General features: G+C 58.8%; 19 protein-coding genes. 4 read left to right on the top strand and 15 right to left on the bottom strand.

Annotation, left to right across the window (positions count from 1 at the left end; all coding sequences use genetic code 11):
- Nucleotides 1–151: 151 nt before the first annotated feature.
- The 3 genes from ACM110_RS23085 to ACM110_RS23075 form a co-directional block, all read right to left on the bottom strand.
- Complete coding sequence (locus ACM110_RS23085; RefSeq protein WP_338583754.1) at nt 152–1264, bottom strand: polyamine ABC transporter substrate-binding protein; 1113 nt, start codon at nt 1262–1264, stop codon at nt 152–154.
- 172 nt (nt 1265–1436) lie between these two features.
- A complete protein-coding gene (locus ACM110_RS23080; protein WP_416129579.1) occupies nt 1437–2801 on the bottom strand; it encodes an aspartate aminotransferase family protein in 1365 nt (454 codons plus the stop codon).
- Between the two features lie 59 nt (nt 2802–2860).
- A complete protein-coding gene (locus ACM110_RS23075; protein ID WP_338583756.1) occupies nt 2861–4219 on the bottom strand; it encodes a glutamine synthetase family protein in 1359 nt (452 codons plus the stop codon).
- A 678-nt stretch (nt 4220–4897) separates the two neighbouring features.
- Between ACM110_RS23075 and ACM110_RS23070 the strand changes: the two genes are divergently transcribed.
- Together ACM110_RS23070 and ACM110_RS23065 are read left to right on the top strand one after the other, a co-directional pair.
- Entirely contained in the window at nt 4898–6274 is a 1377-nt protein-coding gene (locus ACM110_RS23070; RefSeq protein WP_053163627.1) for a glutamine synthetase family protein, read from the top strand.
- Between the two features lie 225 nt (nt 6275–6499).
- Nucleotides 6500–7135 carry a TetR/AcrR family transcriptional regulator gene (locus tag ACM110_RS23065; RefSeq protein WP_416129578.1) on the top strand — a complete coding sequence of 212 codons (636 nt, stop codon included), beginning with the start codon at nt 6500–6502 and terminating at the stop codon, nt 7133–7135.
- A gap of 101 nt (nt 7136–7236) precedes the next feature.
- Here the strand turns inward: ACM110_RS23065 and ACM110_RS23060 are convergent, their stop codons facing one another.
- The 9 genes from ACM110_RS23060 to ACM110_RS23020 form a co-directional block, all read right to left on the bottom strand.
- Nucleotides 7237–7452 carry a TOBE domain-containing protein gene (locus ACM110_RS23060; RefSeq protein WP_007967989.1) on the bottom strand — a complete coding sequence of 72 codons (216 nt, stop codon included), beginning with the start codon at nt 7450–7452 and terminating at the stop codon, nt 7237–7239.
- A gap of 107 nt (nt 7453–7559) precedes the next feature.
- The gene (gene ssuB, locus ACM110_RS23055) at nt 7560–8366 is read right to left on the bottom strand and encodes an aliphatic sulfonates ABC transporter ATP-binding protein (RefSeq protein ID WP_416129577.1); all 807 of its coding nucleotides are present in this window, start codon (nt 8364–8366) and stop codon (nt 7560–7562) included.
- Nucleotides 8363–9145 (bottom strand): aliphatic sulfonate ABC transporter permease SsuC, encoded by a 783-nt coding sequence (ssuC, locus tag ACM110_RS23050; protein WP_416129576.1) that lies wholly within the window; start codon nt 9143–9145, stop codon nt 8363–8365. Before ssuC ends, ssuB begins: the two co-directional genes overlap by 4 nt.
- Nucleotides 9146–9153: 8 nt before the next feature.
- The gene (gene ssuD, locus ACM110_RS23045; RefSeq protein ID WP_150701828.1) at nt 9154–10302 is read right to left on the bottom strand and encodes an FMNH2-dependent alkanesulfonate monooxygenase; all 1149 of its coding nucleotides are present in this window, start codon (nt 10300–10302) and stop codon (nt 9154–9156) included.
- Nucleotides 10303–10346: 44 nt separating this feature from the next.
- Nucleotides 10347–11312 (bottom strand): sulfonate ABC transporter substrate-binding protein, encoded by a 966-nt coding sequence (locus ACM110_RS23040; protein ID WP_416129575.1) that lies wholly within the window; start codon nt 11310–11312, stop codon nt 10347–10349.
- Nucleotides 11313–11402: 90 nt separating this feature from the next.
- A complete protein-coding gene (gene ssuE, locus ACM110_RS23035) occupies nt 11403–11996 on the bottom strand; it encodes an NADPH-dependent FMN reductase (RefSeq protein ID WP_338583761.1) in 594 nt (197 codons plus the stop codon).
- A 283-nt stretch (nt 11997–12279) separates the two neighbouring features.
- Nucleotides 12280–12918 carry a peroxiredoxin gene (locus ACM110_RS23030; RefSeq protein ID WP_338583762.1) on the bottom strand — a complete coding sequence of 213 codons (639 nt, stop codon included), beginning with the start codon at nt 12916–12918 and terminating at the stop codon, nt 12280–12282.
- A 368-nt stretch (nt 12919–13286) separates the two neighbouring features.
- Nucleotides 13287–14627: an OprD family porin gene (locus ACM110_RS23025; RefSeq protein WP_416129574.1), complete on the bottom strand. Its 1341-nt coding sequence runs from the start codon at nt 14625–14627 to the stop codon at nt 13287–13289.
- A 417-nt stretch (nt 14628–15044) separates the two neighbouring features.
- Nucleotides 15045–16382, bottom strand: coding sequence for an OprD family outer membrane porin (locus ACM110_RS23020; RefSeq protein WP_338583764.1), 1338 nt, complete (start codon nt 16380–16382; stop codon nt 15045–15047).
- Nucleotides 16383–16746: 364 nt separating this feature from the next.
- On the opposite strand from ACM110_RS23020, the gene tauA reads away from it, so the two are divergent.
- Nucleotides 16747–17736 (top strand): taurine ABC transporter substrate-binding protein, encoded by a 990-nt coding sequence (gene tauA / locus ACM110_RS23015; protein WP_416129573.1) that lies wholly within the window; start codon nt 16747–16749, stop codon nt 17734–17736.
- Between the two features lie 102 nt (nt 17737–17838).
- Here tauA and argA read toward each other — a convergent pair whose 3' ends face one another.
- Both argA and argE read right to left on the bottom strand, forming a co-directional pair.
- A complete protein-coding gene (gene argA / locus ACM110_RS23010) occupies nt 17839–19137 on the bottom strand; it encodes an amino-acid N-acetyltransferase (protein ID WP_075946396.1) in 1299 nt (432 codons plus the stop codon).
- A 238-nt stretch (nt 19138–19375) separates the two neighbouring features.
- Complete coding sequence (gene argE, locus ACM110_RS23005; protein ID WP_416129572.1) at nt 19376–20545, bottom strand: acetylornithine deacetylase; 1170 nt, start codon at nt 20543–20545, stop codon at nt 19376–19378.
- Nucleotides 20546–20701: 156 nt separating this feature from the next.
- Between argE and ACM110_RS23000 the strand changes: the two genes are divergently transcribed.
- Nucleotides 20702–22072 (top strand): inorganic triphosphatase, encoded by a 1371-nt coding sequence (locus tag ACM110_RS23000; RefSeq protein WP_338583767.1) that lies wholly within the window; start codon nt 20702–20704, stop codon nt 22070–22072.
- Between the two features lie 124 nt (nt 22073–22196).
- Here the strand turns inward: ACM110_RS23000 and ACM110_RS22995 are convergent, their stop codons facing one another.
- Nucleotides 22197–22661 (bottom strand): Lrp/AsnC family transcriptional regulator, encoded by a 465-nt coding sequence (locus tag ACM110_RS22995; protein WP_416129571.1) that lies wholly within the window; start codon nt 22659–22661, stop codon nt 22197–22199.
- Between the last annotated feature and the right edge of the window lie 100 nt (nt 22662–22761).

Here is a 22761-nt window from a genome sequence, read left to right as displayed (position 1 = left end):
AACCGTTCCAGCAAAACTTTTATGCATATACCACGACCTTTGTGGGAGCGAGCTTGCTCGCGATGGTCGTCAACGATAACGCGTTGTGCCTGACACCCCGCGGCGTTCTGATGTTTTTCGCGAGCAAGCTCGCTCCCACAAGGTTTACTTCTTATTTACCGGATTTGATCTTGGTCCAGCTGCGAGTCAGGATCCGCTGGGTCGCGGCCGGCAAGTCGGCAATCGCGTACAGCTTGGCCAGCACGTCCGCCGGCGGGTAGATGCCTGGATCGCTGGTGATGTCTTTATCAACCAACGCAGTGGCAGCCGCGTTACCGTTCGGGAAACGCACGGCGTTGGTGATTTCAGCCATGATTTCCGGCTTCTGCAGGAAGGTCATGAACTTGTAGGCGCCTTCGACGTTTTCGGCATCTTTAGGGATGGCGACCATGTCGTAGAAGCTGCCGGCACCTTCTTTCGGAATGTTGTAGCTGACTTTCACCTTGTCACCGGCTTCAGCCGCGCGGGACTTGGCCTGGTAAATGTCACCCGAGTAACCCACGGCCACGCAGATGTTGCCGTTGGCCAGGTCGGAGATGTACTTGGACGAGTGGAAGTAGGCGATCGAAGGACGGACCTTCATGATCAGCGCTTCAGCCTTGTCGATGTCTTCTTTCTTCTGGCTGTCGGTTGGCAGGCCCAGGTAATGCAGCGCCACCGGAATCATCTCGGTTGGCGAATCCAGCAGGCTGATGCCGCAGGACTTCAGCTTGGCGGCGTTTTCAGGCTTGAAGATCAGGTCCCAGGAATCGACCGGTGCGTCGGCACCCAGTGCAGCCTTGACCTTCTCGGCGTTGTAGCCGATGCCGATCGAGCCCCACATGTACGGGAAAGCGTGTTCGTTGCCCGGGTCACTGACCGATACCGCCTTGAGCAGGTCGGTGTTCAGGTTTTTCCAGTTAGGCAGTTTGGACTTGTCCAGCTTCTGGTAGACGCCGGCCTTGATCTGCTTGGCCAGGAAGTTGTTCGACGGTACGACGATGTCGTAGCCGGACTTGCCTGCCAGCAACTTGGCTTCCAGGGTTTCGTTACTGTCGAAAACGTCGTAGACCACTTTGATGCCCGACTCGTCTTCAAACTTCTTGATGGTGTCCGGAGCGATGTAATCGGACCAGTTATAGACGTGCAACACCTTGTCGTCCGCCTGAACCGCGCCCGCCATAATGCCCATCAGGGACATGGCGAGAAGAGTCTTGCCAGCAAGCTTTTTGCCTAATGCCTTCATGCGTTAATGCTCCAAATTTTTCTTTTTTGAACCACTTTGTTCAGCGGCCGAACCCCGACAACTGGAACCGCGGCTAGTCTGGCAAGATCCGAGGCGGTCTTTCAAGAAAAGGCCAACCTTTCTGACGTCCCCAAGCGAAGTTGCCGCGGCGCCTTCGCTCAGAGCCTAGCACTTAGCCCTGCAATGCACTCAGGGTCAGGTCCAGGCACTTGCGTGCCTTGGCGACCAACTCATCGATTTCCGCAGGCGTGATCACCAGCGGCGGCGCGATGATCATGGTGTCGCCGACGGCGCGCATGATCAGGCCGTTATCGAAGCAGAACTGCCGGCAGATCATGCCGACGCCCTTGCCTTCGTAGCGCTTGCGTGTGGCCTTGTCCTGAACCAGTTCGATGGCCCCCAACAGACCCACCCCACGAACTTCCCCCACCAACGGGTGATCGTTCAGTTCCCGCAGACGTTTCTGCAAATACGGTGCCGTTTCCGTCTGCACACGCTCGACAATTTTTTCTTCGCGCAGGATGCGGATGTTTTCCAGCGCCACGGCAGCGGCCACCGGATGCCCGGAGTAGGTGAAACCGTGGTTGAAGTCGCCGCCTTCGTTGAGCACGTCGACCACTTCGTCACGCACGATCAGGCCACCCATCGGGATGTAGCCGGAGGTCAGGCCTTTGGCGATGGTCATCATGTCGGGCTTGAGGCCGTAGAAATCGGTACCGAACCACTCACCGGTACGACCGAAACCACAGATCACTTCGTCAGCCACGAACAGGATGTCGTACTTGGCGAGGATTTCCTTGATGCGCGGCCAGTAGCTGTCTGGCGGAATGATCACGCCGCCGGCGCCCTGGATCGGCTCGGCAATAAAGGCACCGACGTTGTCGACGCCGACTTCGAGAATTTTCTCTTCCAGCTGGTTGGCAGCCCAGATCCCGAACTCGTCCGGAGTCATGTCGCCGCCTTCGGCGAACCAGTACGGCTGGGCGATGTGGACGATGCCCGGGATCGGCAAGTCGCCCTGTTCGTGCATGTAGGTCATGCCGCCCAGGCTCGCGCCGGCCACGGTGGAACCGTGATAGCCGTTCTTGCGGCTGATGATGACTTTCTTCTTCGGCTGGCCCTTGATCGCCCAGTAGTGGCGGACCATACGCAGCATGGTGTCGTTGCCTTCGGAACCGGAACCGGTGAAGAACACGTGGTTCATGCCTTCAGGCGCGATGTCGGAGATGGCCTTGGCCAGTTCCAGCACCGGCGGGTGAGCGGTCTGGAAGAACAGGTTGTAGTAAGGCAGTTCGCGCATTTGCTTGGCGGCGGCATCGGCCAACTCGTCACGACCGTAACCGATCGCCACGCACCACAGGCCGGCCATGCCGTCGAGGATCTGGTTGCCCTCGCTGTCCCACAGGTACACGCCCTTGGCGTTGGTGATGATCCGCGGGCCTTTCTCTTTCAGCTGCTTGAAATCGCTGAACGGGGCCAGGTGGTGATCGTTGCTCAGGGTTTGCCATTCACGGGTTTGCGGGTTGTTGCTGGTCATACGAATCTCCTAAAAAAATCAGGTGAAGGCGCTGCCCGATAACAGCAGCGCCCGGCGCATCAGACGGCGAATAGCAGGAATTCCCGTTCCCACGAACTGATCACGCGCTTGAAGTTTTCATGCTCGGCCCGCTTGACCGCGACGTAGCCAGTAATGAAATTTTTGCCCAGGTATTTCTCGATGGTCTTGCTGTTTTCCATGCGTTCCAGCGCGTCTTCGATGGTCAGCGGCAGGCGCAGGTTGCGGCGCTCATAGCCACGGCCCACCACAGGCGCGCTCGGGTTCAGGCCTTCGACCATGCCGATGTAACCGCAGAGCAGGCTCGCGGCAATCGCCAGGTACGGGTTGGCGTCGGCACCCGGCAGGCGGTTTTCCACCCGACGGTTTTGCGGTCCGGCATCCGGCACCCGCAGGCCCACGGTGCGGTTCTCTTCGCCCCACTCCACGTTCACCGGTGCCGAGGTGTCTGGCAGGAAGCGGCGGAACGAGTTGACGTTGGGTGCGAACAGCGGCAACAACTCGGGAATCAGTTTCTGCAAGCCACCGATGTGGTGCAGGAACAACTGACTCATGGTCCCGTCTTCATTGGAGAAGATGTTCTTGCCGGTCTCGATGTCGATGATGCTCTGGTGCAAGTGCATCGCGCTGCCCGGCTCACCGGTCATGGGCTTGGCCATGAAGGTGGCGGCCACGTCGTGCTTGAGCGCGGCTTCGCGCATGGTGCGCTTGAACACCAGGATCTGGTCGGCCAGGGACAGGGCATCGCCGTGACGGAAGTTGATTTCCATCTGCGCCGTGCCGTCCTCGTGGATCAGCGTGTCGAGGTCCAGCTCCTGCAATTCGCACCAGTCGTAGACGTCTTCGAACAACGGATCGAATTCGTTCGCTGCTTCAATGGAGAACGACTGGCGACCGGTTTCCGGGCGACCGGAACGGCCGATTGGCGGTTGCAACGGGTAGTCCGGGTCATCGCTGCGCTTGGTCAGGTAAAACTCCATTTCCGGCGCCACGATCGGCTGCCAGCCCTTGTCGGCATAGAGTTTCAGAACCTTCTTGAGCACGTTGCGCGGCGACAGCTCAATCGGGTTGCCCTGCTTGTCGTAGGTGTCGTGGATAACGATAGCGGTCGGCTCGATGGCCCAAGGCACCACGTACACCGCGCTCTGGTCGGGGCGGCAGATCATGTCGATGTCGGCCGGGTCGAGCAGTTCGTAATAGATGTCGTCTTCGACGTAATCGCCGGTCACGGTCTGCAACAGCACACTCTCTGGCAGACGCATGCCTTTTTCGGCGATGAATTTGTTGGTCGGCGAAATCTTGCCCCGGGTGATCCCGGTCAAGTCGGCGATCATGCATTCGACTTCTGTGATCTTGTGGTCTTTCAACCAATCGGTGAGCTGGTCGAGGTTGTGACTCATAAATGCCTCTAGGCTTTGAGTTTCCCGACTCTCGGGAGTCAGGCGATGTTTGACGCATCGGCGTCGCGTTGGAATGCGTGTCTACGACAGGCTATCGTGTTTTTCCAGGCAGCCCGATAAACACCGGGCGTGCAGAATCACGAGCGGTGTCCTGCGCGATGGCAGAGCCGCTATTGTGAATCGGTTCTATATTGAATGGAGTAACCGTAATGGGTGTGCTATCTCGAACGTCCAGAATATCGGACGGGGATGGTCGATCCGCCGGGGAAGCAAGGATCGCCGCCAGGCCCGGAGCCGCTGAGACCTCGGCGCTGACGCAAATGTCGCCACTGATGTGGCAAGCATGCAGACCGTTCTGCACAGAGCAGTCGGTGAGGCCGATTAACGGCAGGCGAGACATGAAGCACCCCGGTATTATTGCTGTTATGGGTTTGATTCGAGCTTAGCCTTGTTCATTTTTTTACACAACACCCCCGTAAAAAATACAACACGGCCCGCTCAACTGTGCGGGTGCCCAGCCGTCCGATGGCAGAAAAATGCCCCAAAGTGCCCCATAAATGCCCTTGCGGCGCTTTTTCAGGGCATAAAAGGCCTCGCTTGACTTCGGCAGGCCGTTCGGGTTGACTGAAACCAGAAAAGATCAATGATTGATATTTTTAACAACAAAGGTGTTGCATCATGTCGGTACCCCCGCGTGCCGTTCAGCTTAACGAAGCGAACGCGTTCCTTAAGGAACATCCTGAGGTTCTGTACGTTGACCTTCTGATTGCGGATATGAATGGTGTGGTGCGCGGCAAGCGCATCGAACGCACCAGCCTCCACAAGGTTTACGAGAAAGGCATCAACCTGCCGGCCTCTCTATTTGCTCTGGATATCAACGGCTCGACGGTGGAAAGCACCGGCCTGGGCCTGGACATCGGTGATGCTGACCGAATCTGCTATCCAATTCCCGACACCCTGTGCAACGAGCCATGGCAGAAGCGGCCGACCGCGCAACTGTTGATGACCATGCACGAACTTGAAGGTGAACCCTTCTTCGCTGACCCGCGTGAAGTGCTGGCCAATGTCGTGCGCAAGTTCGACGAAATGGGCCTGACCATCTGCGCCGCGTTCGAACTGGAGTTCTACCTGATCGACCAGGAGAACGTGAACGGTCGACCGCAACCACCTCGCTCGCCGGTTTCCGGCAAACGTCCGCACTCGACACAGGTCTACCTGATCGACGACCTCGACGAATACGTCGACTGCCTCCAGGACATTCTGGAAGGTGCAAAAGAGCAAGGCATCCCGGCCGACGCCATCGTCAAGGAAAGTGCCCCGGCGCAGTTCGAAGTGAACCTGCACCACGTGGCCGACCCGATCAAGGCCTGCGACTATGCGGTCCTGCTCAAGCGCCTGATCAAGAACATCGCCTACGACCATGAAATGGACACCACTTTCATGGCCAAGCCTTACCCAGGCCAGGCGGGTAATGGTTTGCACGTCCACATCTCGATTCTCGACAAAGATGGCAAGAATATTTTTGCCAGTGAGGATCCCGAGCAGAACGCCGCACTGCGTCACGCGATCGGCGGTGTGCTCGAGACCCTACCGGCGCAGATGGCTTTCCTCTGCCCGAACGTCAACTCGTACCGTCGTTTCGGCGCACAGTTCTACGTGCCGAACTCGCCGTGCTGGGGCCTGGACAACCGTACCGTCGCGATCCGCGTACCGACCGGTTCTGCCGATGCCGTGCGTATCGAGCATCGGGTGGCCGGTGCCGACGCCAACCCGTACCTGCTGATGGCTTCGGTCCTGGCGGGCGTGCACCACGGTTTGACCAACAAGATCGAGCCGGGCGCACCGGTCGAAGGCAACAGCTACGAGCAGAACGAGCAAAGCCTGCCGAACAACCTGCGCGATGCACTGCGCGAGCTGGACGACAGCGAAGTCATGGCCAAGTACATCGATCCGAAATACATCGATATCTTCGTCGCGTGCAAAGAGAGCGAGCTGGAGGAGTTCGAACACTCCATCTCCGACCTTGAGTACAACTGGTATCTGCATACTGTTTAAGTGGTTGTAGTAGAAAAAACGCCGTTGGCCGAACAAGCCTGCGGCGTTTTTTTATGGCCGCCTTCGGCGGATCGCTGGCAAGCCAGCTCCCACAGTGTCTTGTGGCGCACGCGGATATCGCGTCCACAACAGATCCTTGTGGGAGCTGGCTTGCCAGCGATGGCGGCCGACGAGACAACACACAACCCTGCTCGTACAATGCCCGCTGCCCCGCAGGAGACTCCAATGACACGCGTAGCCACTCCCCGCAAACCCCGCGCACGCAGCCAGGCGCGAATCGATTCGATCCTCGATGCCGCCCGCACGCTGCTGGCCGCCGAGGGTGTGGCCAGCCTGTCGATCTACAGCGTCGCCGAGCGTGCGGAGATCCCACCCTCCTCCGTCTACCACTTTTTCGCCAGTGTCCCGGCGCTGCTCGAAGCGCTGACCGCCGATGTCCACGCCGCCTTCCGCGCCTGCCTGCAAGCGCCTATCGATCACGACGCGTTGAGCGGCTGGCGCGATTTGTCGCGACTGGTGGAACAGCGCATGCTCGACATCTACGGTGAGGATGCCGCCGCGCGCCAACTGATCCTTGCCCAGCACGGCCTGACCGAAGTCACCCAGGCCGACCGCCAGCACGACATCGAACTGGGCGACTTGATGCACAAGCTGTTCGATCACCATTTCGAATTGCCGAAGTTGCCGGGGGATGTGGATGTGTTTGCGTTGGCCATGGAGCTCGGGGATCGCGTCTATGCGCGCTCGGTGCAACAGCACGGGCAGATCACGCCGCGCATGGCCGAGGAAGGGATGCGGGTGTTTGATGCTTACCTTGGGTTGTATTTGCCGCCGTATCTGCCCAAGCGCGCTGCGCTTTAAAAGATCGCAGCCTTCGGCAGCTCCTACATCGGAATGATCTTAAGGAATCAAAAAACCCCGAAGGGCTAAAACCCTTCGGGGTTGTTGTTTGCGCGCACGGTTTACAACTTGGCGATCGACACCTCGGTGGATTTCACGAAGGCGATCACTTCACTGCCGACCGCCAGTTCCAGCTCTTTCACCGAGCGGGTGGTGATCACTGAAGTGACGATGCCGGAGGCGGTCTGCACGTCGATTTCCGACAGCACGTCACCGAGGACGATTTCCTTGATGGAGCCTTTGAACTGGTTGCGTACGTTGATGGCTTTGATAGTCATATTTATTTCTCCTAGGGTCGAAATGAGCTGTAAGCAGCAAGTTTCAAGCTGCAAGTAAAAGCGCTCTGCTCCTTCTTGCAGCTTGAAGCTGAAAGCTTGCAGCTGTTTTACTGAGCCCAACGCAATTGCGTTGGCAACGGTGAAACAGGTTCCGGTTCCGGCGGCTGGCCTGGCAGTGACAGCACACGATTGAGCACTTCGGTTTCCAGCGCCGCCAGCCGATGGGAACCGCGGACCCGAGGGCGCGGTAGTTCCACGTGCAGGTCGAGGCCGACTTCGCCGTCTTCGATGAGGATCACCCGATCGGCAATCGCCACCGCTTCACTGACGTCGTGGGTCACCAGCAACACGGTAAAGCCATGCTGTTGCCAGAGCCGTTCGATCAGTTGCTGCATCTCGATTCGGGTCAGTGCATCCAGCGCGCCCAAAGGCTCGTCGAGCAGCAGCAGGCGCGGTTGATGGATCAGCGCGCGGGCCAGTGCCACACGTTGCTTCTGCCCACCGGACAACGCCGCCGGCCACTCGTTGGCGCGATCCGCGAGACCCACCGCTTCCAGCGCTTCCAAAGCCTTGGGACGCCAGTTGCCCTTGAGCCCGAGGCCGACGTTGTCGATGATCTTTTTCCACGGCAGCAGACGTGCTTCCTGAAACATCAGCCGGGTGTCTTCCCGCGCTTCGCTCAACGGCGCGGAGCCGGCCAGCAGCTCACCGCCCGTAGGCTGATCGAGACCGGCCAGCAAGCGCAGCAAAGTACTTTTGCCACAGCCGCTGCGACCGACCACGGCGACGAACTGCCCCGCCGGAATATGCAGATCGATCTCGCGCAGCACCTGCCGCGAACCGAAGGTTTTTTGCAGTCTGCGCACCGCCAGCGGAATCCCGCGCAGCAGGCGTGGAGGTTGTTGAGCAGTCATGCGGCACCTCCTTTTACAACCTGATAGGCCGGATGCCAGCGCAGCCACACGCGCTCAAGTCCACGGGCCGCGAGGTCGGCCAGTTTGCCGAGCACCGCGTACATCAGGATCGCCAGCACCACCACGTCGGTCTGCAAGAACTCCCGGGCATTCATCGCCAGGTAGCCAATGCCGGAGCTGGCGGAAATGGTTTCCGCGACGATCAGCGTCAGCCACATGAAGCCCAGTGCGAAACGCACACCGACCAGAATCGAAGGCAACGCCCCCGGCAGGATCACTTGGCGAAACAGACCGAAACCGGACAAACCGTAGCTGCGTGACATTTCCACCAGCGCCGGATCAACGTTGCGGATGCCGTGATAGGTGTTGAGGTAGATCGGGAACAACGTACCCAGCGCCACCAGGAAAATCTTCGCCGACTCGTCGATGCCGAACCACAGGATCACCAATGGAATCAGCGCCAGGTGCGGCACGTTACGGATCATTTGCACCGAGCTGTCCAGCAGGCGCTCGCCCCATTTCGACAGACCGGTGATGAAGCCCAGGGTCAGGCCGATGCCGCCACCGATGGCGAAGCCCAGCGCCGCGCGCCAGCCGCTGATTGCAAGGTGCGTCCAGATTTCGCCGCTGCGCACCAGACTCACGCCGGCTTCGATCACGGCGATCGGTGCCGGCAGAATCCGCGTCGACAACCAGCCCGCCGACACCGACAACTGCCACACCGCCAGCAGCAACACCGGCAACGCCCAAGGCGCGAGACCGTGGATGATTTTCTTCATGGCGCGCCTCAGCTCTGCGACGCGGCTTTGGGAAGAATGTCGTTGGCGACCATCTCGCCGAACGGGCTGACGTAACCGGCGCTTTTCGGCAACTCGGGACGTTCGATATCGAGGTGCGGGAACAGCAACTCGGCAACGCGATACGACTCTTCAAGGTGTGGATAACCGGAGAAGATGAAGGTGTCGATGCCCAGGTCCGCGTATTCCTTCACGCGTGCGGCAACGGTCGGACCATCACCCACCAGCGCCGTACCAGCACCGCCACGCACCAGGCCGACACCGGCCCAAAGGTTCGGGCTGACTTCCAGGTTGTCGCGGCTGCCGCCGTGCAGTGCCGCCATGCGTTGCTGGCCCACGGAATCGAAACGTGCCAGCGATGCCTGGGCACGGGCGATGGTTTCGTCGTCCAGGTGCGAGATCAGTCGATCCGCCGCTTGCCAGGCCTCGGCATTGGTTTCGCGAACGATCACATGCAGGCGAATGCCGAAGCGCACGGTACGACCGAGCTTGGCGGCTTTCGCACGCACCTGTGCAATCTTCTCGGCCACGGCGGCCGGTGGCTCGCCCCAGGTCAGGACCATTTCCACCTGCTCTGCCGCGAGGTCCTGCGCCGCTTCCGACGAGCCGCCGAAGTACAGCGGCGGACGCGGTTGCTGGATCGGCGGGTAGAGCAACTTGGCGCCCTTCACGCTGATGTGCTGGCCGTCGTAATCAACGGTTTCGCCTTCCAGCACGCGGCGCCAGATGCGGGTGAATTCCACCGAAGCCTGATAGCGCTCTTCGTGAGTCAGGAACAGTCCGTCGCCGGCCAATTCTTCCGGATCACCGCCCGTGACCAGGTTGAACAGCGCACGACCGCCGGACAAGCGATCAAGTGTCGCGGCCTGACGCGCTGCCACCGTCGGGGAAATGATCCCGGGGCGCAGGGCGACCAGAAACTTCAAACGCTGGGTCACCGGAATCAGCGACGCCGCCACCAGCCACGAGTCTTCGCAGGAGCGGCCGGTGGGAATCAGCACGCCGCCGAAGCCCAGTCGATCCGCCGCTTGTGCGACTTGTTGCAGGTAACCGTGGTCAACGGCGCGAGCGCCTTCGGCGGTGCCAAGGTAATGGCCGTCGCCGTGGGTAGGCAGGAACCAGAAGATATTGAGGCTCATGGAGTGGTCTCCTTGGGGAATCGGCTTAAGTTTCTGAGCGTGAGTTACTGAGCTTTGGCAACGGCCGCCGGTGGCGTCCAGATCACGTCTTTGATGCTCAACGGCTTCGGAATCAGCTTGAGCTGGTAGAAGCTGTCAGCGATTTTCTGCTGCGCTGCGACCACTTCCGGGGTGAGGAACAACGCACCGTAGCCCTGGCGTTTCATCGAGGTCAGGGTGATGTCCGCCGGCAGGCCGAGCAGTGGCGAGACCTGTTTGGTCACGTCTTCCGGGTTGGCCTTGGACCACTCGCCGACCGCGCGCACTTCATCCACGAGGGTCTTGATCACCTCGGGATTTTTCTGCGCATAAGGCTTGGTCGCGAGATAGAACTGATGGTTATCGACGATGCCTTTGCCATCGCGCAGGGTGCGCGCTTGCAGTTGCTGTTCGGCGGCCGCCTGGTACGGGTCCCAGATGACCCAGGCATCGACACTGCCACGTTCGAACGCGGCGCGGGCGTCGGCCGGAGGCAGGAATACGGTCTGGATATCGGTGTATTTGAGGCCGGCGTCTTCCAGCGCACGCACCAGCAGGTAGTGCACGTTGGAGCCTTTGTTCAGCACGACTTTCTTGCCCTTGAGCTCGGCCACCGACTTGATCGGCGAGTCCTTCGGCACCAGGATCGCTTCGCTGTGAGGCGCTGGCGGTTCGTAGGCGACATAGAGCAAATCAGCACCGGCCGCTTGAGCGAACACTGGCGGTGTTTCGCCGGTGACGCCGAAGTCGATCGAGCCGACGTTCAGGCCTTCGAGCAGTTGCGGGCCGCCGGGGAATTCAGTCCATTGCACGTCCACGCCTTGGGCGGCGAGGCGTTTTTCCAGGGTTCCCTTGGCTTTGAGCAGCACCAGAGTGCCGTATTTCTGATAGCCGATTCGAAGTGTCTCGGCTTGAGCTTGAGTAATGGCGCCGAAGGTGACAGCCGCAGCAAACAGAGCGACCAGACCACGACGCAAAATGACAGGGCGCATGGCGCTCTCCTTTTTGCAGTAGGGTTTTTGGCTGCACCTGCTTGCCCGTTAGCGGGCGAGTAAGGCCAGTACATAAAATTTGGGTAAGGCTTAAATGCTCCAGCGAGCAGTCAACAAACGATCATTCAACAGGTTCGGATCGAGCGGCTTCGGCCGTCGCGCCATGGCGCTGAAAAACAACTCCAGCGACTCATTCAATCTTTGCTCCAGCTCCGGCGCCAACTGCGCTTGCGCACTGCCTTCGCCGTAGGCGATCTGGCTGTCGACGGCGAAAATCCCCTGCAGCAGTTCCTGGGCTTTCAACGCCGACAGCACTGGCTTGAGCGCGTAATCCACCGCCAGCATGTGGGCGATGCTGCCTCCGGTCGCCATCGGCAGAACCACTTTGTGGCTCAGGGCGCGCTCGGGCAGCAAATCCAGCACGGTTTTCAACGCACCGGAGAACGACGCTTTGTAGACCGGCGTGGCAATCAGCAAGCCATCGGCGTTTTCAATCTGTTGCAACAGGTCGATCACCTTCGGGCTGTCGAAGCGTGCATGCAGCAAGTCTTCGGCCGGGAAGTCCCGCACCTGGTAACTCACCACTTCCACACCCTGCCCTTGCAACCAACGCTGGGAGCGCTCCAGCAACACCCCGGAACGGGAGCGTTGGCTGGGACTGCCACCGAGTGAGACGACCAGCATTCAGAGGATTCCTTGAACGGTGTTGGCGATTCGCGATTTGCGATCTCGCTTCGATGGAGTGACCTTAACAGGTGATTTATATATCCATAAATCATATTTATTCATTTGGTTATTCGTTTAAGAGATATACAAATTCAATTCTTCCAGGCAAAAAAACAGGCCGTTGAAACGGCCTGAAATCCCCTGCTTTTTGGATACCTTCAAAAGATCGCAGCCTTCGGCAGCTCCTACATGCACCGGCGTGCACCTGTAGGAGCTGCCGCAGGCTGCGATCTTTTGATCTTCAACGATTCGGCTGCGGCGTCAGGCGCAAGTAAGGTTTAACGGCGCGATAGCCTTTGGGAAAGCGCTGCTTGATTTCGTCTTCATCCTTGAGCGACGGCACGATCACCACCTCATCACCGTCCTGCCAGTTGGCCGGGGTAGCCACCTTGTAGTTGTCGGTGAGTTGCAGCGAATCGATCACCCGCAGGATTTCATTGAAGTTACGGCCGGTGCTGGCTGGATAGGTGATGGTCAACCGGACCTTTTTGTTCGGATCGATCACGAACAGCGAACGCACCGTCAAGGTGTCGTTGGCATTGGGGTGGATCAGGTCGTAGAGGTCCGAGACCTTGCGGTCGGCGTCGTCGAGGATCGGGAAGTTGACGACGGTGTTCTGGGTTTCGTTGATGTCTTCGATCCACTTGTGGTGCGAATCCACCGGGTCGACGGACAGCGCGATGGCCTTGACCCCACGCTTGGCGAATTCATCTTTCAACTTGGCGGTAAAGCCGAGCTCAGTGGTGCACACCGGCGTGAAGTCCGCCGGGTGGGAAAACAGCACGCCCCAGCTATCGCCCAGCCACTGGTGGAAACGGATGGTACCGGCGCTGGAATCCTGTTCGAAATCGGGGGCGATATCGCCGAGTCTGATGCCCATGGTGTGCTGCTCCTTTTGAGTTCTGGTTGAGCCCACTGTGCCTGTGTTTTTTATCTATTAAAAAGAATAAATATCCATTTATTTAGATCTAAACGAAATATTAAAGATCTGTTCACTGGACGTGATCACGCATCCCGCCGAACATCGGCCCCAAGGTTCGAGAAGGCCTTGAGTTGCTGCAAAAGAGGGGAATTTCAAGGCGGGATTACGGGGGTGACTCCGCCTTGAAAACGCAAAAGCCCCGCCCGGCGTGATGCCGGGCGGGGCTTTTTTTGTCACATGTAGGAGCTGCCGCAGGCTGCGATCTTTTGACCTTGTTTTTAAAACAAAATCAAAAGATCGCAGCCTGCGGCAGCTCCTACACGCTATTACAACAGCGGGATCGAGTAGCTGACGATCAGGCGGTTTTCGTCCTGGGAACGGGTGTTCGGCAGGTCGGTGCGCCAGGTGGCGTTTTTCCACATCAGGCCAAGGTTCTTCAATGCGCCGGACTGGACAACGTAACCTACGGTCAGGTCGCGCTCCCACTCGGAAGCGCCGTTAGCAGCTTGACGACCGGCAGCGTTCACCGTGTCGATGTCGTCGCCGTGCAGGTAAACCACACCTGCCGTCAGGCCAGGTACGCCGACCTTGGCAAAGTCAAAGGAGTAGCGTGCCTGCCAGGTTTTCTCGCCGGCACGACCGAACTTCTGGATTTGCGCGTCGGTGATGGTGTAGTTCGACGAACCGTCGCCCTGGTTCAGCCAAGGGAAGTCGCTGCTGCCGTTGCTGACCTGGTAACCGCCACCGAAGGTGTGACCGGCCACGGTGTACAGGAACAGGCCGCTGTACAGGTTGTTGTCGACCTTGCCTTTACCGTTAGGCGCGTTGTAGTTGCCGGTGCTGTAGTACAGCGGATCGTGACCGTTGGCGCCGTCGTCGGAGCTGTTGAAGTAACGCAGGTCGGACTTCAGTACGCCCGGGCCGATTGCCCAGTTATGAACCAGACCCAGGAAGTGCTGTTTGTAGAAGTCTTCCAGGTTGCCGTAATAGTACTGCGCAGTCAGGTCCTTGGTGAGTTTGTAGTCACCACCGGCGTAGATGAACTTGTTGCTATTGATGGTGCGTGGGGAAGCACCGTTGATAGACATCTGTTCATTGTTGCTGGAGTTGCGGCCCTTGACGTGCTCGATCTGGCCACCCGTCAGAGTCAGGTCCTTGATCTCGCCGGAAGTGATCTGACCACCTTCCCAGGTTTGCGGCAGCAGGCGACCGTCGTTGGTCACGATGACCGGCAGTTTCGGCTGCAAAGTACCCAGTTTCAGCTCAGTCTGGGAAATCTTGGCTTTGGCAGTCAGGCCCAGGCTGGAGAAGTTATCAACTGCTTCGCCATTGGATTTGCTTGGGAAAACAGTACCGCCGTAAGCAGCGGTGTTCGCTGCACCGTTAGTACCACCGCCCGAATCCAGCTTCACGCCCAACAGGCCGATCGCATCGATACCGAAGCCGACAGTGCCTTGGGTGTAACCGGAGATGAAACGCAGATCGAAGCCTTGGCCCCATTCTTCGTTCTTGTTCGGGACATTGCCGGTGCCGTCACGATAGTCAGTGTTGATGTAGAAGTTGCGCAGCCCCAATGTTGCCTTGCTGTCTTCGATGAAACCGGCGGCGCTTGCTTGCTGCGCCAAAACCCCTACGGCCACAGCCAGGGCCAAGGTGGACTTGTTCATGTGTTTCGCTCCTATCGTTTTCTAATTCTTGTGCTGCTGGTCCTGGGTCGGATGCCCTGGATCCACAGACGCGCCATTCGCGCCGGACCGTCTGAAGCGGTCATTTTTCGGGCGCGCAGAATACCTCTTCATAATCCTAAAAAGAATCATCAAGCTGGTTTTAATCGCATTGGGAAATAAGCCTCGACAGCACAGATTCGGGGTATCGGCGTGAAAGCCGATTCCTGAACTTTTTTGATCTTCGAGGGATTTGAAGCGGGGTCCGCGGCTTACGGTGCGTGTCGGACGGTCTTACTGTAATCGCTAGAGAAAAAAGCTAAAAAGAATAAAAAATACACATCAGCTAACATTATGGAATATTAAAAACCGGCCCAAAAAAAGCCCCGCCGTTCGGCGAGGCTTTTTGCACAACCGCTGTTACATGAAGCTGTAGGTGTAGTTGAAGATCAGACGGGTCTGGTCTTCATCGAGAGTGCTGGTGTTGCCACGGTACATACCGTGACGCAGTGTGGTGCCGAAACCTTTAAGTGGACCGGTTTGAATCACGTAGTCCACACGCAGGTCGGTCTCGCGCTCGTTCAGGTCATCACCCACGCCGTTGGTGGCCTTGATGTCCCGGCCGTACAGATAAGCGGCCGAAGCTTTCAAGCCTGGCACACCCAACGAAGCGAAGTCATAGGAGTACTGACCGTACGTGGTGTTTTCACCAGCACGAATGAAGCTGCCCACGGTGGCATCGGTGAAGGAGTAGAAGCTTGCGCCGCCAGCACCTTCGTTGCGACCGTTGCCATCGACAACGTTACCCTGGTTCAGGAAAACAAAGCCGCCGTCATCGTTGACACGCTGGTGACCGAGCAGGAACGCGCTGCCGCCCAGGGTGTAAGTGAAGGTAGCGCTCCAGGTCTTGTTGTCGACCTCGCCCGCATTTTTGGCGTAACCGTTGTTGTTGTTGAACTGGTAGCCAGCAGTGCCGTTCTTGCCGTCAGAGCTGCTGTCGAAATAACGAATATCGGTTTTGAACGACTGGTTCGGCGCGATCGGGTAAACGTGCACCAGACCGAGGAAGTTCTGCTTGTAGTAGTCTTCCAGGTTCGCGAAGTAGTACTGCAGCATCAGGTCTTTGGTGATCTTCCAGTCAGCACCGGCGTAGCGGAACTGGTTGCTGTCCTGAGTACCGCCAGCCACGGCCAGGCCGGTGCTGTTGCTGGATGCGCGACCGGTCGCGTGCTCCAACTGACCCAGGTTGAAGGTCACGTTGTCGATTTCCTTCGAGGAGATGGTGCCACCCTCAAAGGTTTGCGGCAGCACGCGGCTGTCGTTCGCGATCAGGATCGGCATGTTTGGCTGAAGAGCGCCACCCACATGGGCCTCGGTCTTCGAGAAGCGTGCCTTGACGTTAGCCGCCGCACGGCTCCACGAGCTCTCTGCCGAACCATCGGAATCGCTAGGAGTGAAGGAGTTGTTATCCGGGTGATGGCCTTTGCCACCGTCCAGATGGATACCCACCAGCGCCTGGGCGTCGATACCGAAACCTACGACACCTTGGGTGAAGCCCGACTGGTAATCGAACTTCAGACCTTCAGCGGCCTCGCGCTGGCGGTTGGCAGGAGTGCTGGCGCCTTCACGCTTGTCGGAGTCGAAATAATAGGTACGCGAACTAACGGATGCCTTGCTGTCTTCGATGAAACCGGCGGCGCCTGCCTGCTGCGCCAACACCCCTACGGCCACGGCCAGAGCCAAGGTGGACTTGTTCATGGTGAAGCTCCTCTAGTCTCTAATTCTTGTAGTCCTGGTTCCGGGTCAAGTGCCTGGAATCCTAAGATGCGCGATTAGCGCCGGACGGTGACTCACAAGTCAATCGTAACTATGTGTGTCTACGACCATAGTCTAATCCCCAGTTTTTTGGTCCTTGCAGGTTCACGCGCTTGTCATAAACCTGAAAAGAATTGGTTCATTCTTTTCTCATACCGTTTAGGAATTTAGCTCGCCGCTCCGGACTCCCTCAGAATAGAGCGGCTGGCGGATAAGCTAATTCCTAAATGGTATTTGTCAGGAGTTTTTTAGATCGATTAGTTTCGGTAGCAATTCCGAAACAAAACCTATCGAAAAGGCCCCTGCCATGACGACCAAACGCGCACTATCCAGACCAATTGTTACAGTTTGTGTGTCGCTCATTTTTTCATTATCCGCCCACGCGGCAAGCCTCACGGTCGGTTACCAAACCGGTATCGATCCCAGCAAAGTCCCACAGGCGGATGGCCTGTACGAAAAAACCATCGGCGAGAAAATCGACTGGCGACGCTTCAACAGCGGCCCGGAAGTGGTCACTGCCATTGCGTCCGGCGATGTGCAGATCGGCAACCTCGGCTCCAGCCCTTTGGCGGCGGCGGCTTCGCGTAACTTGCCGATTGTCGCGTTCATCGTCTCTGCCCAGATCAACGCGGCCGAAGCGCTGGTGGTGCGCAACGGCAGCGGCATCGAAAAACCCCAAGATCTGATCGGCAAGACCATCGCCACGCCGTTTGTATCAACTTCTCATTACAGTTTGCTGGGTGCGCTGAAGCATTGGGGCCTGGACGCTTCGAAAGTCAAAGTGGTGAATCTGCAACCGGCGGAAATCGCCGCCGCGTGGAAACGCGGCGACATTGATGGCGCGTTCGTCTGGTCGCCCGCGCTGGGGGAAATTCGCAAGACTGGCAAGACCTTGACCGACGCCGCGCAGGTCGGGCAATGGGGCGCACCGACCTTCGAAGTGTGGGTGGCGCGCAAGGACTACGCCGAGAAGCATCCGGAGGTGATCGCCAAATTCGCCAAGGTCACCCTGGACTCATTCGCCGACTATGCGGCGCACAAAGACACCTGGACCGCCGACTCGGTACCCGTACAAAAAATCGCTAAATTGACCGGTGCCAATGCCGCCGACGTGCCGGAATTATTGGCCGGTTCCGCGTTCCCGGATGCCAAGGCGCAACTGACCAGCGCACTGCTGGATGGCGGCACGGCCAAGGCGATTGGCGAGACGGCGAAGTTCTTGAAGGAACAGGGGAAGGTTGAGACGGTGCTGCCGGATTACTCGCCGTATGTCAGCGCGAAGTTCGTGCAGGAGTAATGCAACATCCTTGTAGGAGCTGCCGCAGGCTGCGATCTTTTGATCTTGAAAGGAAAAATCAAAAGATCGCAGCCTGCGGCAGCTCCTACAGGGGCAGTGTGATCAAAGGGCTTTTTCGAAAATCTTCGAATTACGCTGATAGTTGTACAGCGACGCCCGCGCCGATGGCAGCCGATCAACGCTGCTCGGCACGAAGCCACGCTCACGGAACCAGTGCGCCGTGCGGGTGGTGAGGACGAACAAGGTCTTCAAACCCTGCGCCCGGGCACGGGTTTCGATACGCTCCAGCAGCTCATCACCTCGACCGCCATGGCGATACTCCGGGTTCACCGCCAGGCACGCCAGCTCCCCGGCATCCGAATCGGCAATCTGATACAGCGCCGCGCAGGCGATGATCATGCCTTCGCGCTCGACCACGCTGAACTGCTCGATTTCACGCTCCAGCACTTCGCGCGAACGCCGCACCAGAATGCCCTGCTCTTCCAGCGGGCTGATCAAATCCAGCAATCCACCGACGTCTTCAATGGCCGCTTCGCGCACCACTTCGAACTGCTCTTGCGCTACCAATGTACCGCCACCGTCGCGGGTGAACAGTTCGGTCAGCAGTGCGCCATCCTCGGCATAGCTGACGATATGGCTGCGCGCCACGCCGCCACGGCAAGCTTCGGCGGCGGCATCCAGCAGTTCTGCCTGATAGTTGCTGCCCAGACGCTGCAAATGCGCCGGCACCTGTTGCGGGCGCAACTCACGCACCAGACGTCCGTTTTCATCGATCAAGCCCAGATCGGCGCCGAACAGCAGCAGCTTGTCCGCGCCCAGGTCGATGGCCGCGCGGGTGGCGACGTCTTCGCAGGCGAGGTTGAAGATTTCACCGGTCGGCGAGTAGCCCAATGGCGACAGCAGCACGATGGAGCGCTCGTCCAGCAAGCGATTGATGCCTTTGCGGTCAACCCGGCGCACTTCGCCGGTGTGGTGATAATCGACGCCTTCAAGCACGCCGATCGGCCGCGCGGTCACCAGGTTGCCGCTGGCCACCCGCAGGCGCGAGCCCTGCATCGGCGAGGACGCCATGTCCATCGACAGGCGAGCCTCAATGGCAATGCGCAACTGGCCGACCGCATCGATCACACACTCCAGCGTCGCGGCATCGGTGATGCGCATGCCGTGGTGGTAATGCGGGGTCAGGCCGCGCGCGGCGAGGCGCGTTTCGATTTGCGGACGGGAACCGTGAACCAGCACCAGCCGCACACCCAGGCTGTGCAACAGCACCAGGTCGTGGACGATATTGCCGAAGTTCGGATGTTCAACGCCGTCGCCGGGCAGCATGACGACAAAGGTGCAATCGCGGTGGGCGTTGATGTAAGGCGAAGCGTGACGAAGCCAATTGACGTATTCGGGCATGAACCTGGGCCTGTAATAAATAGCAGCCGAAAAAAGGGCGAAACTGAAAACGCACAGCGGGCTGATGGTTATCGTCGGAACAGGCTTGGCGACACGCGCGCTCTCCTCATGAATACGGGTTTTGAAACTGACAAATTAATCGCGCCCCCTGTAGGAGCTGCCGAAGGCTGCGATCTTTTGATCTTAAAATCCAGAATCAAAAGATCGCAGCCTTCGGCAGCTCCTACAAGGGTTGCGTTCAATTGGTTGGCACTGCAGTTTGGGCCGGTGTCAGGCAGTAATGTTCAATCAACTGACGTAGTAGATGCACCGTAGGCTGCAAACGTGACATTTCAAGGTATTCCCCCGGCTGGTGGGCGCAGGCGATATCGCCCGGGCCGAGCACCAGTGTCTCGCAGCCAAGTTGCTGAAGATAAGGCGCTTCGGTGCCGAACGCCACCGCTTCGGCGCTATGGCCGGTGAGCTTTTCGGCGATGCGCACCAGTTCCGAGTCTGCTGCTTGCTCGAACGGCGGTACTTCAGGGAACAGCGGTGCGTAGTCGATCTTGACCTGATGCCGCTCGGCAACCGGCTTGAGTCTACCCAGGATCTCGGCACGCAAGGCTTTGGGGTCCATGCCCGGCAAAGGACGCAAATCAAACTCCAGCGAACACTGGCCGCAGATGCGGTTGGGGTTGTCGCCGCCATGGATGCAGCCGAAATTCATGGTCGGCGTCGGCACACCGAACTGCATGTTGCGAAACTCACGTTGCCACAACAGGCGCAGGCCACGCAGTTCACCAATGGCATCGTGCATGGCTTCGAGTGCGCTGTGACCCAGGCGCGGGTCAGAGGAATGGCCGCTCTGCCCGAGGATGTCGATGCGCTCCATCATGATGCCTTTGTGCATGCGGATCGGCTTGAGTCCGGTCGGCTCGCCGATCACTGCCGCGCGTCCGAGCGGGCGACCCGCTGCGGCCAGCGCACGGGCGCCGGACATCGAACTTTCTTCATCGCAGGTGGCAAGGATCAGCAGCGGTTGCTTGAACGGTTGGTCGAGCAGGGGTTTGACGGCATCAATGGCCAGCGCGAAAAAACCCTTCATGTCGCAACTGCCCAACCCGACCCAGCGACCATCGACTTCGGTCAGCTTCAACGGATCGGTCTGCCACAGCGCACCATCGAACGGCACCGTGTCACTGTGCCCGGCCAGCACCAGACCACCGGGGCCGGAACCGAAAGTGGCCAGCAAGTTGAATTTGCCGGGGCTGACCTGCTGGATGTCGCAGGCGAAACCCAGATCGCCGAGCCACGCAGCCAGCAGATCGATCACCGGACGATTGGATTGATCGAGGCTTGCCTGAGTACAGCTGACGGACGGCGCAGCAATCAGTGCAGCGAACTGATCTTTCATGGACGGCAATGGCATCGCTGGCTCCAACTCCCGAATTGAAGACCATCATAGAGCCATCCGGCGACAGGAATAAACCGTCGCGCGGCGTAGGCAGGTCGAGTCCTGTACACTGCACGACCTTAGCAGCCACACATTCCCCCGGCTGCGCTCCCGATCCTGGATTTTCCGGCCATGCAGAAAGAAACCGAAATCAAACTCCGCGTCAGCCGCGAAACCCTCGCCGCCCTGCGCGAGCACCCGTTACTGAAAAAACGCAACAAAAGTGGCTGGGAACGCCGTGAGTTGATGAACCAGTACTTCGACACCCCAGAACGTGACCTGGCCCAGGCCAAAGTCGCCCTGCGCCTGCGCAAGGATGGCGAAGAAGTGATCCAGACCCTCAAGACCCGTGGTCAGAGTGTCGCCGGTCTGTCCGTGCGCAATGAGTACGACTGGAACCTGCCCAAAGCCAAGCTCGACCTGAAAAAACTCGACGGCGAATGCTGGCCCGAGGCACTGGCCGAACTGGACAAGAAAACCCTGAAGCCCATCTTCACCACCGATTTCGTCCGCGAGCGCGCGGAAATCGCCTGGGGTCGCGGCAAGACCAAAGTGGTCATCGAAGCCGCACTGGACCTGGGCCACGTCGTGGTCGGCAAGCAGAAAGAAGAAATCTGTGAGCTGGAACTGGAGTTGCGCGAAGGCGAGCCTGCCGCGTTGCTGGAACTGGCCGCCGAACTGGCCGAGAAACTGGCCCTGATGCCGTGCGACATCAGCAAGGCCGAACGTGGCTATCGTCTGTACGACGCCAACAGTTACTCGCTGAGCCTGCCGGCACCACAACTCACCGCCGAAACCCCGCTGGACGACGCTTTCGCCGCACTGTGCTGGCATCTGCTCGGCAGCAGCCAGCGTCTGGCCGAGCAGTATCGTTTCAATGGTCACTGGCGCCTGCTGCTGGACTGGGTGGAAAACCTCGCCGAACTGCGTGCGCTGGTCAGCAGCCTCGGTCAAGCCGCACCGCGTCAGTCGACCCACGATTTGCGTGTCGCCCTCGACGCCTTGCTGGAAGACTGGCGCCCGCTGGTGCAAGCAGGCCTGGACGATGAAGACGTGCGCAAAGCAGCGCCGGAGCAATTCCTCGAAGAACTCGAAGATCCGCGCTGGGGCCTGTTCTCGCTGAACACTTCACGCTGGTTGCTGGCCCGCACCTGGACCGCCGAGCGCAACACCCGTGGCAATCGCCAGGGCGCGGCGCAACTGGGCAGCTGGTTGCCACGCCTGCTGGGCGAAGAAGCCACTTCGTTGCAATTGCAGCGTTACCAGCAACAGCCGGAAGACCTCGCTGAGCAATTGCCGCGCATCGAACGCATTCAGGCGTGGCTGCACCATGCGCGCAACGTGCTGGAGATCCCGGAAATGGATCGCCTGTATGGCGAATTGAACAAACTGGCGCAACTGGCCAACGAGCCGACGATCACTGATGAACTGCTCGATGCGCGCAAGCAGCAGGCGATTGCGGTTTATCAGAATCGTGCCTGGAAGATGTTGCTGCGCATGTAACACCGCTATCGCTGGTAAGCCAGCTCCCACAGGGTTCGATGTTGGAATGCAAATTGTGATTCAACACAAAAATCTGTGGGAGCTGGCTTGCCAGCGATGAGGACAGCCAATTCACCGCAAAGCTTCAAACCGGCAAACTGGTGGTCGACTTGATCTCCGATAACGCCACAATCGAATTCACCTCCTGAATCCCCGGCACCATCGACAGCTTCTCGAAAAAGAAGCGCTCGTAAGCCTCGATGTCCGCCGCGACGATCCGCAGCATGAAATCCACAGCCCCCATCAGCACATAACACTCCAGCACTTCGGGAAAACCGCGAATCGCTTCGGTGAATTCGGTGAAGTTCGAACGTCCGTGGGCGTTGAGTTTTACCTGCGCGAAGATCTGCGTGTTCAGGCCGATTTTCTTGCGGTCGAGCAACGTCACCTGGCCGCGAATGATCCCCTCCTCTTTCATCCGCTGAATCCGCCGCCAGCAGGGCGACTGTGAAAGCCCCACCTGCTCAGCGATCTGCGCACTGGAGAGCGAAGCGTCCTCTTGCAGCATCGCCAGGATCTTGCGGTCGTAGCCGTCCAGCTCGCTTTGCATAAAAAAACCTTAAATTGATGACTAGCCGAATTGAGCGATTCGAAGAACCCGTAATACGGACCATCATAGATAAGAAAAACCCGGCACCGAATGTAAAAAT

Source organism: Pseudomonas sp. NFX98 (genome assembly GCF_047784845.1).
GTDB lineage: Bacteria > Pseudomonadota > Gammaproteobacteria > Pseudomonadales > Pseudomonadaceae > Aquipseudomonas.
The sequence above is the reverse complement of the archived record's forward strand: the minus strand, read 5'-3'. Positions and strand labels throughout refer to the sequence as shown.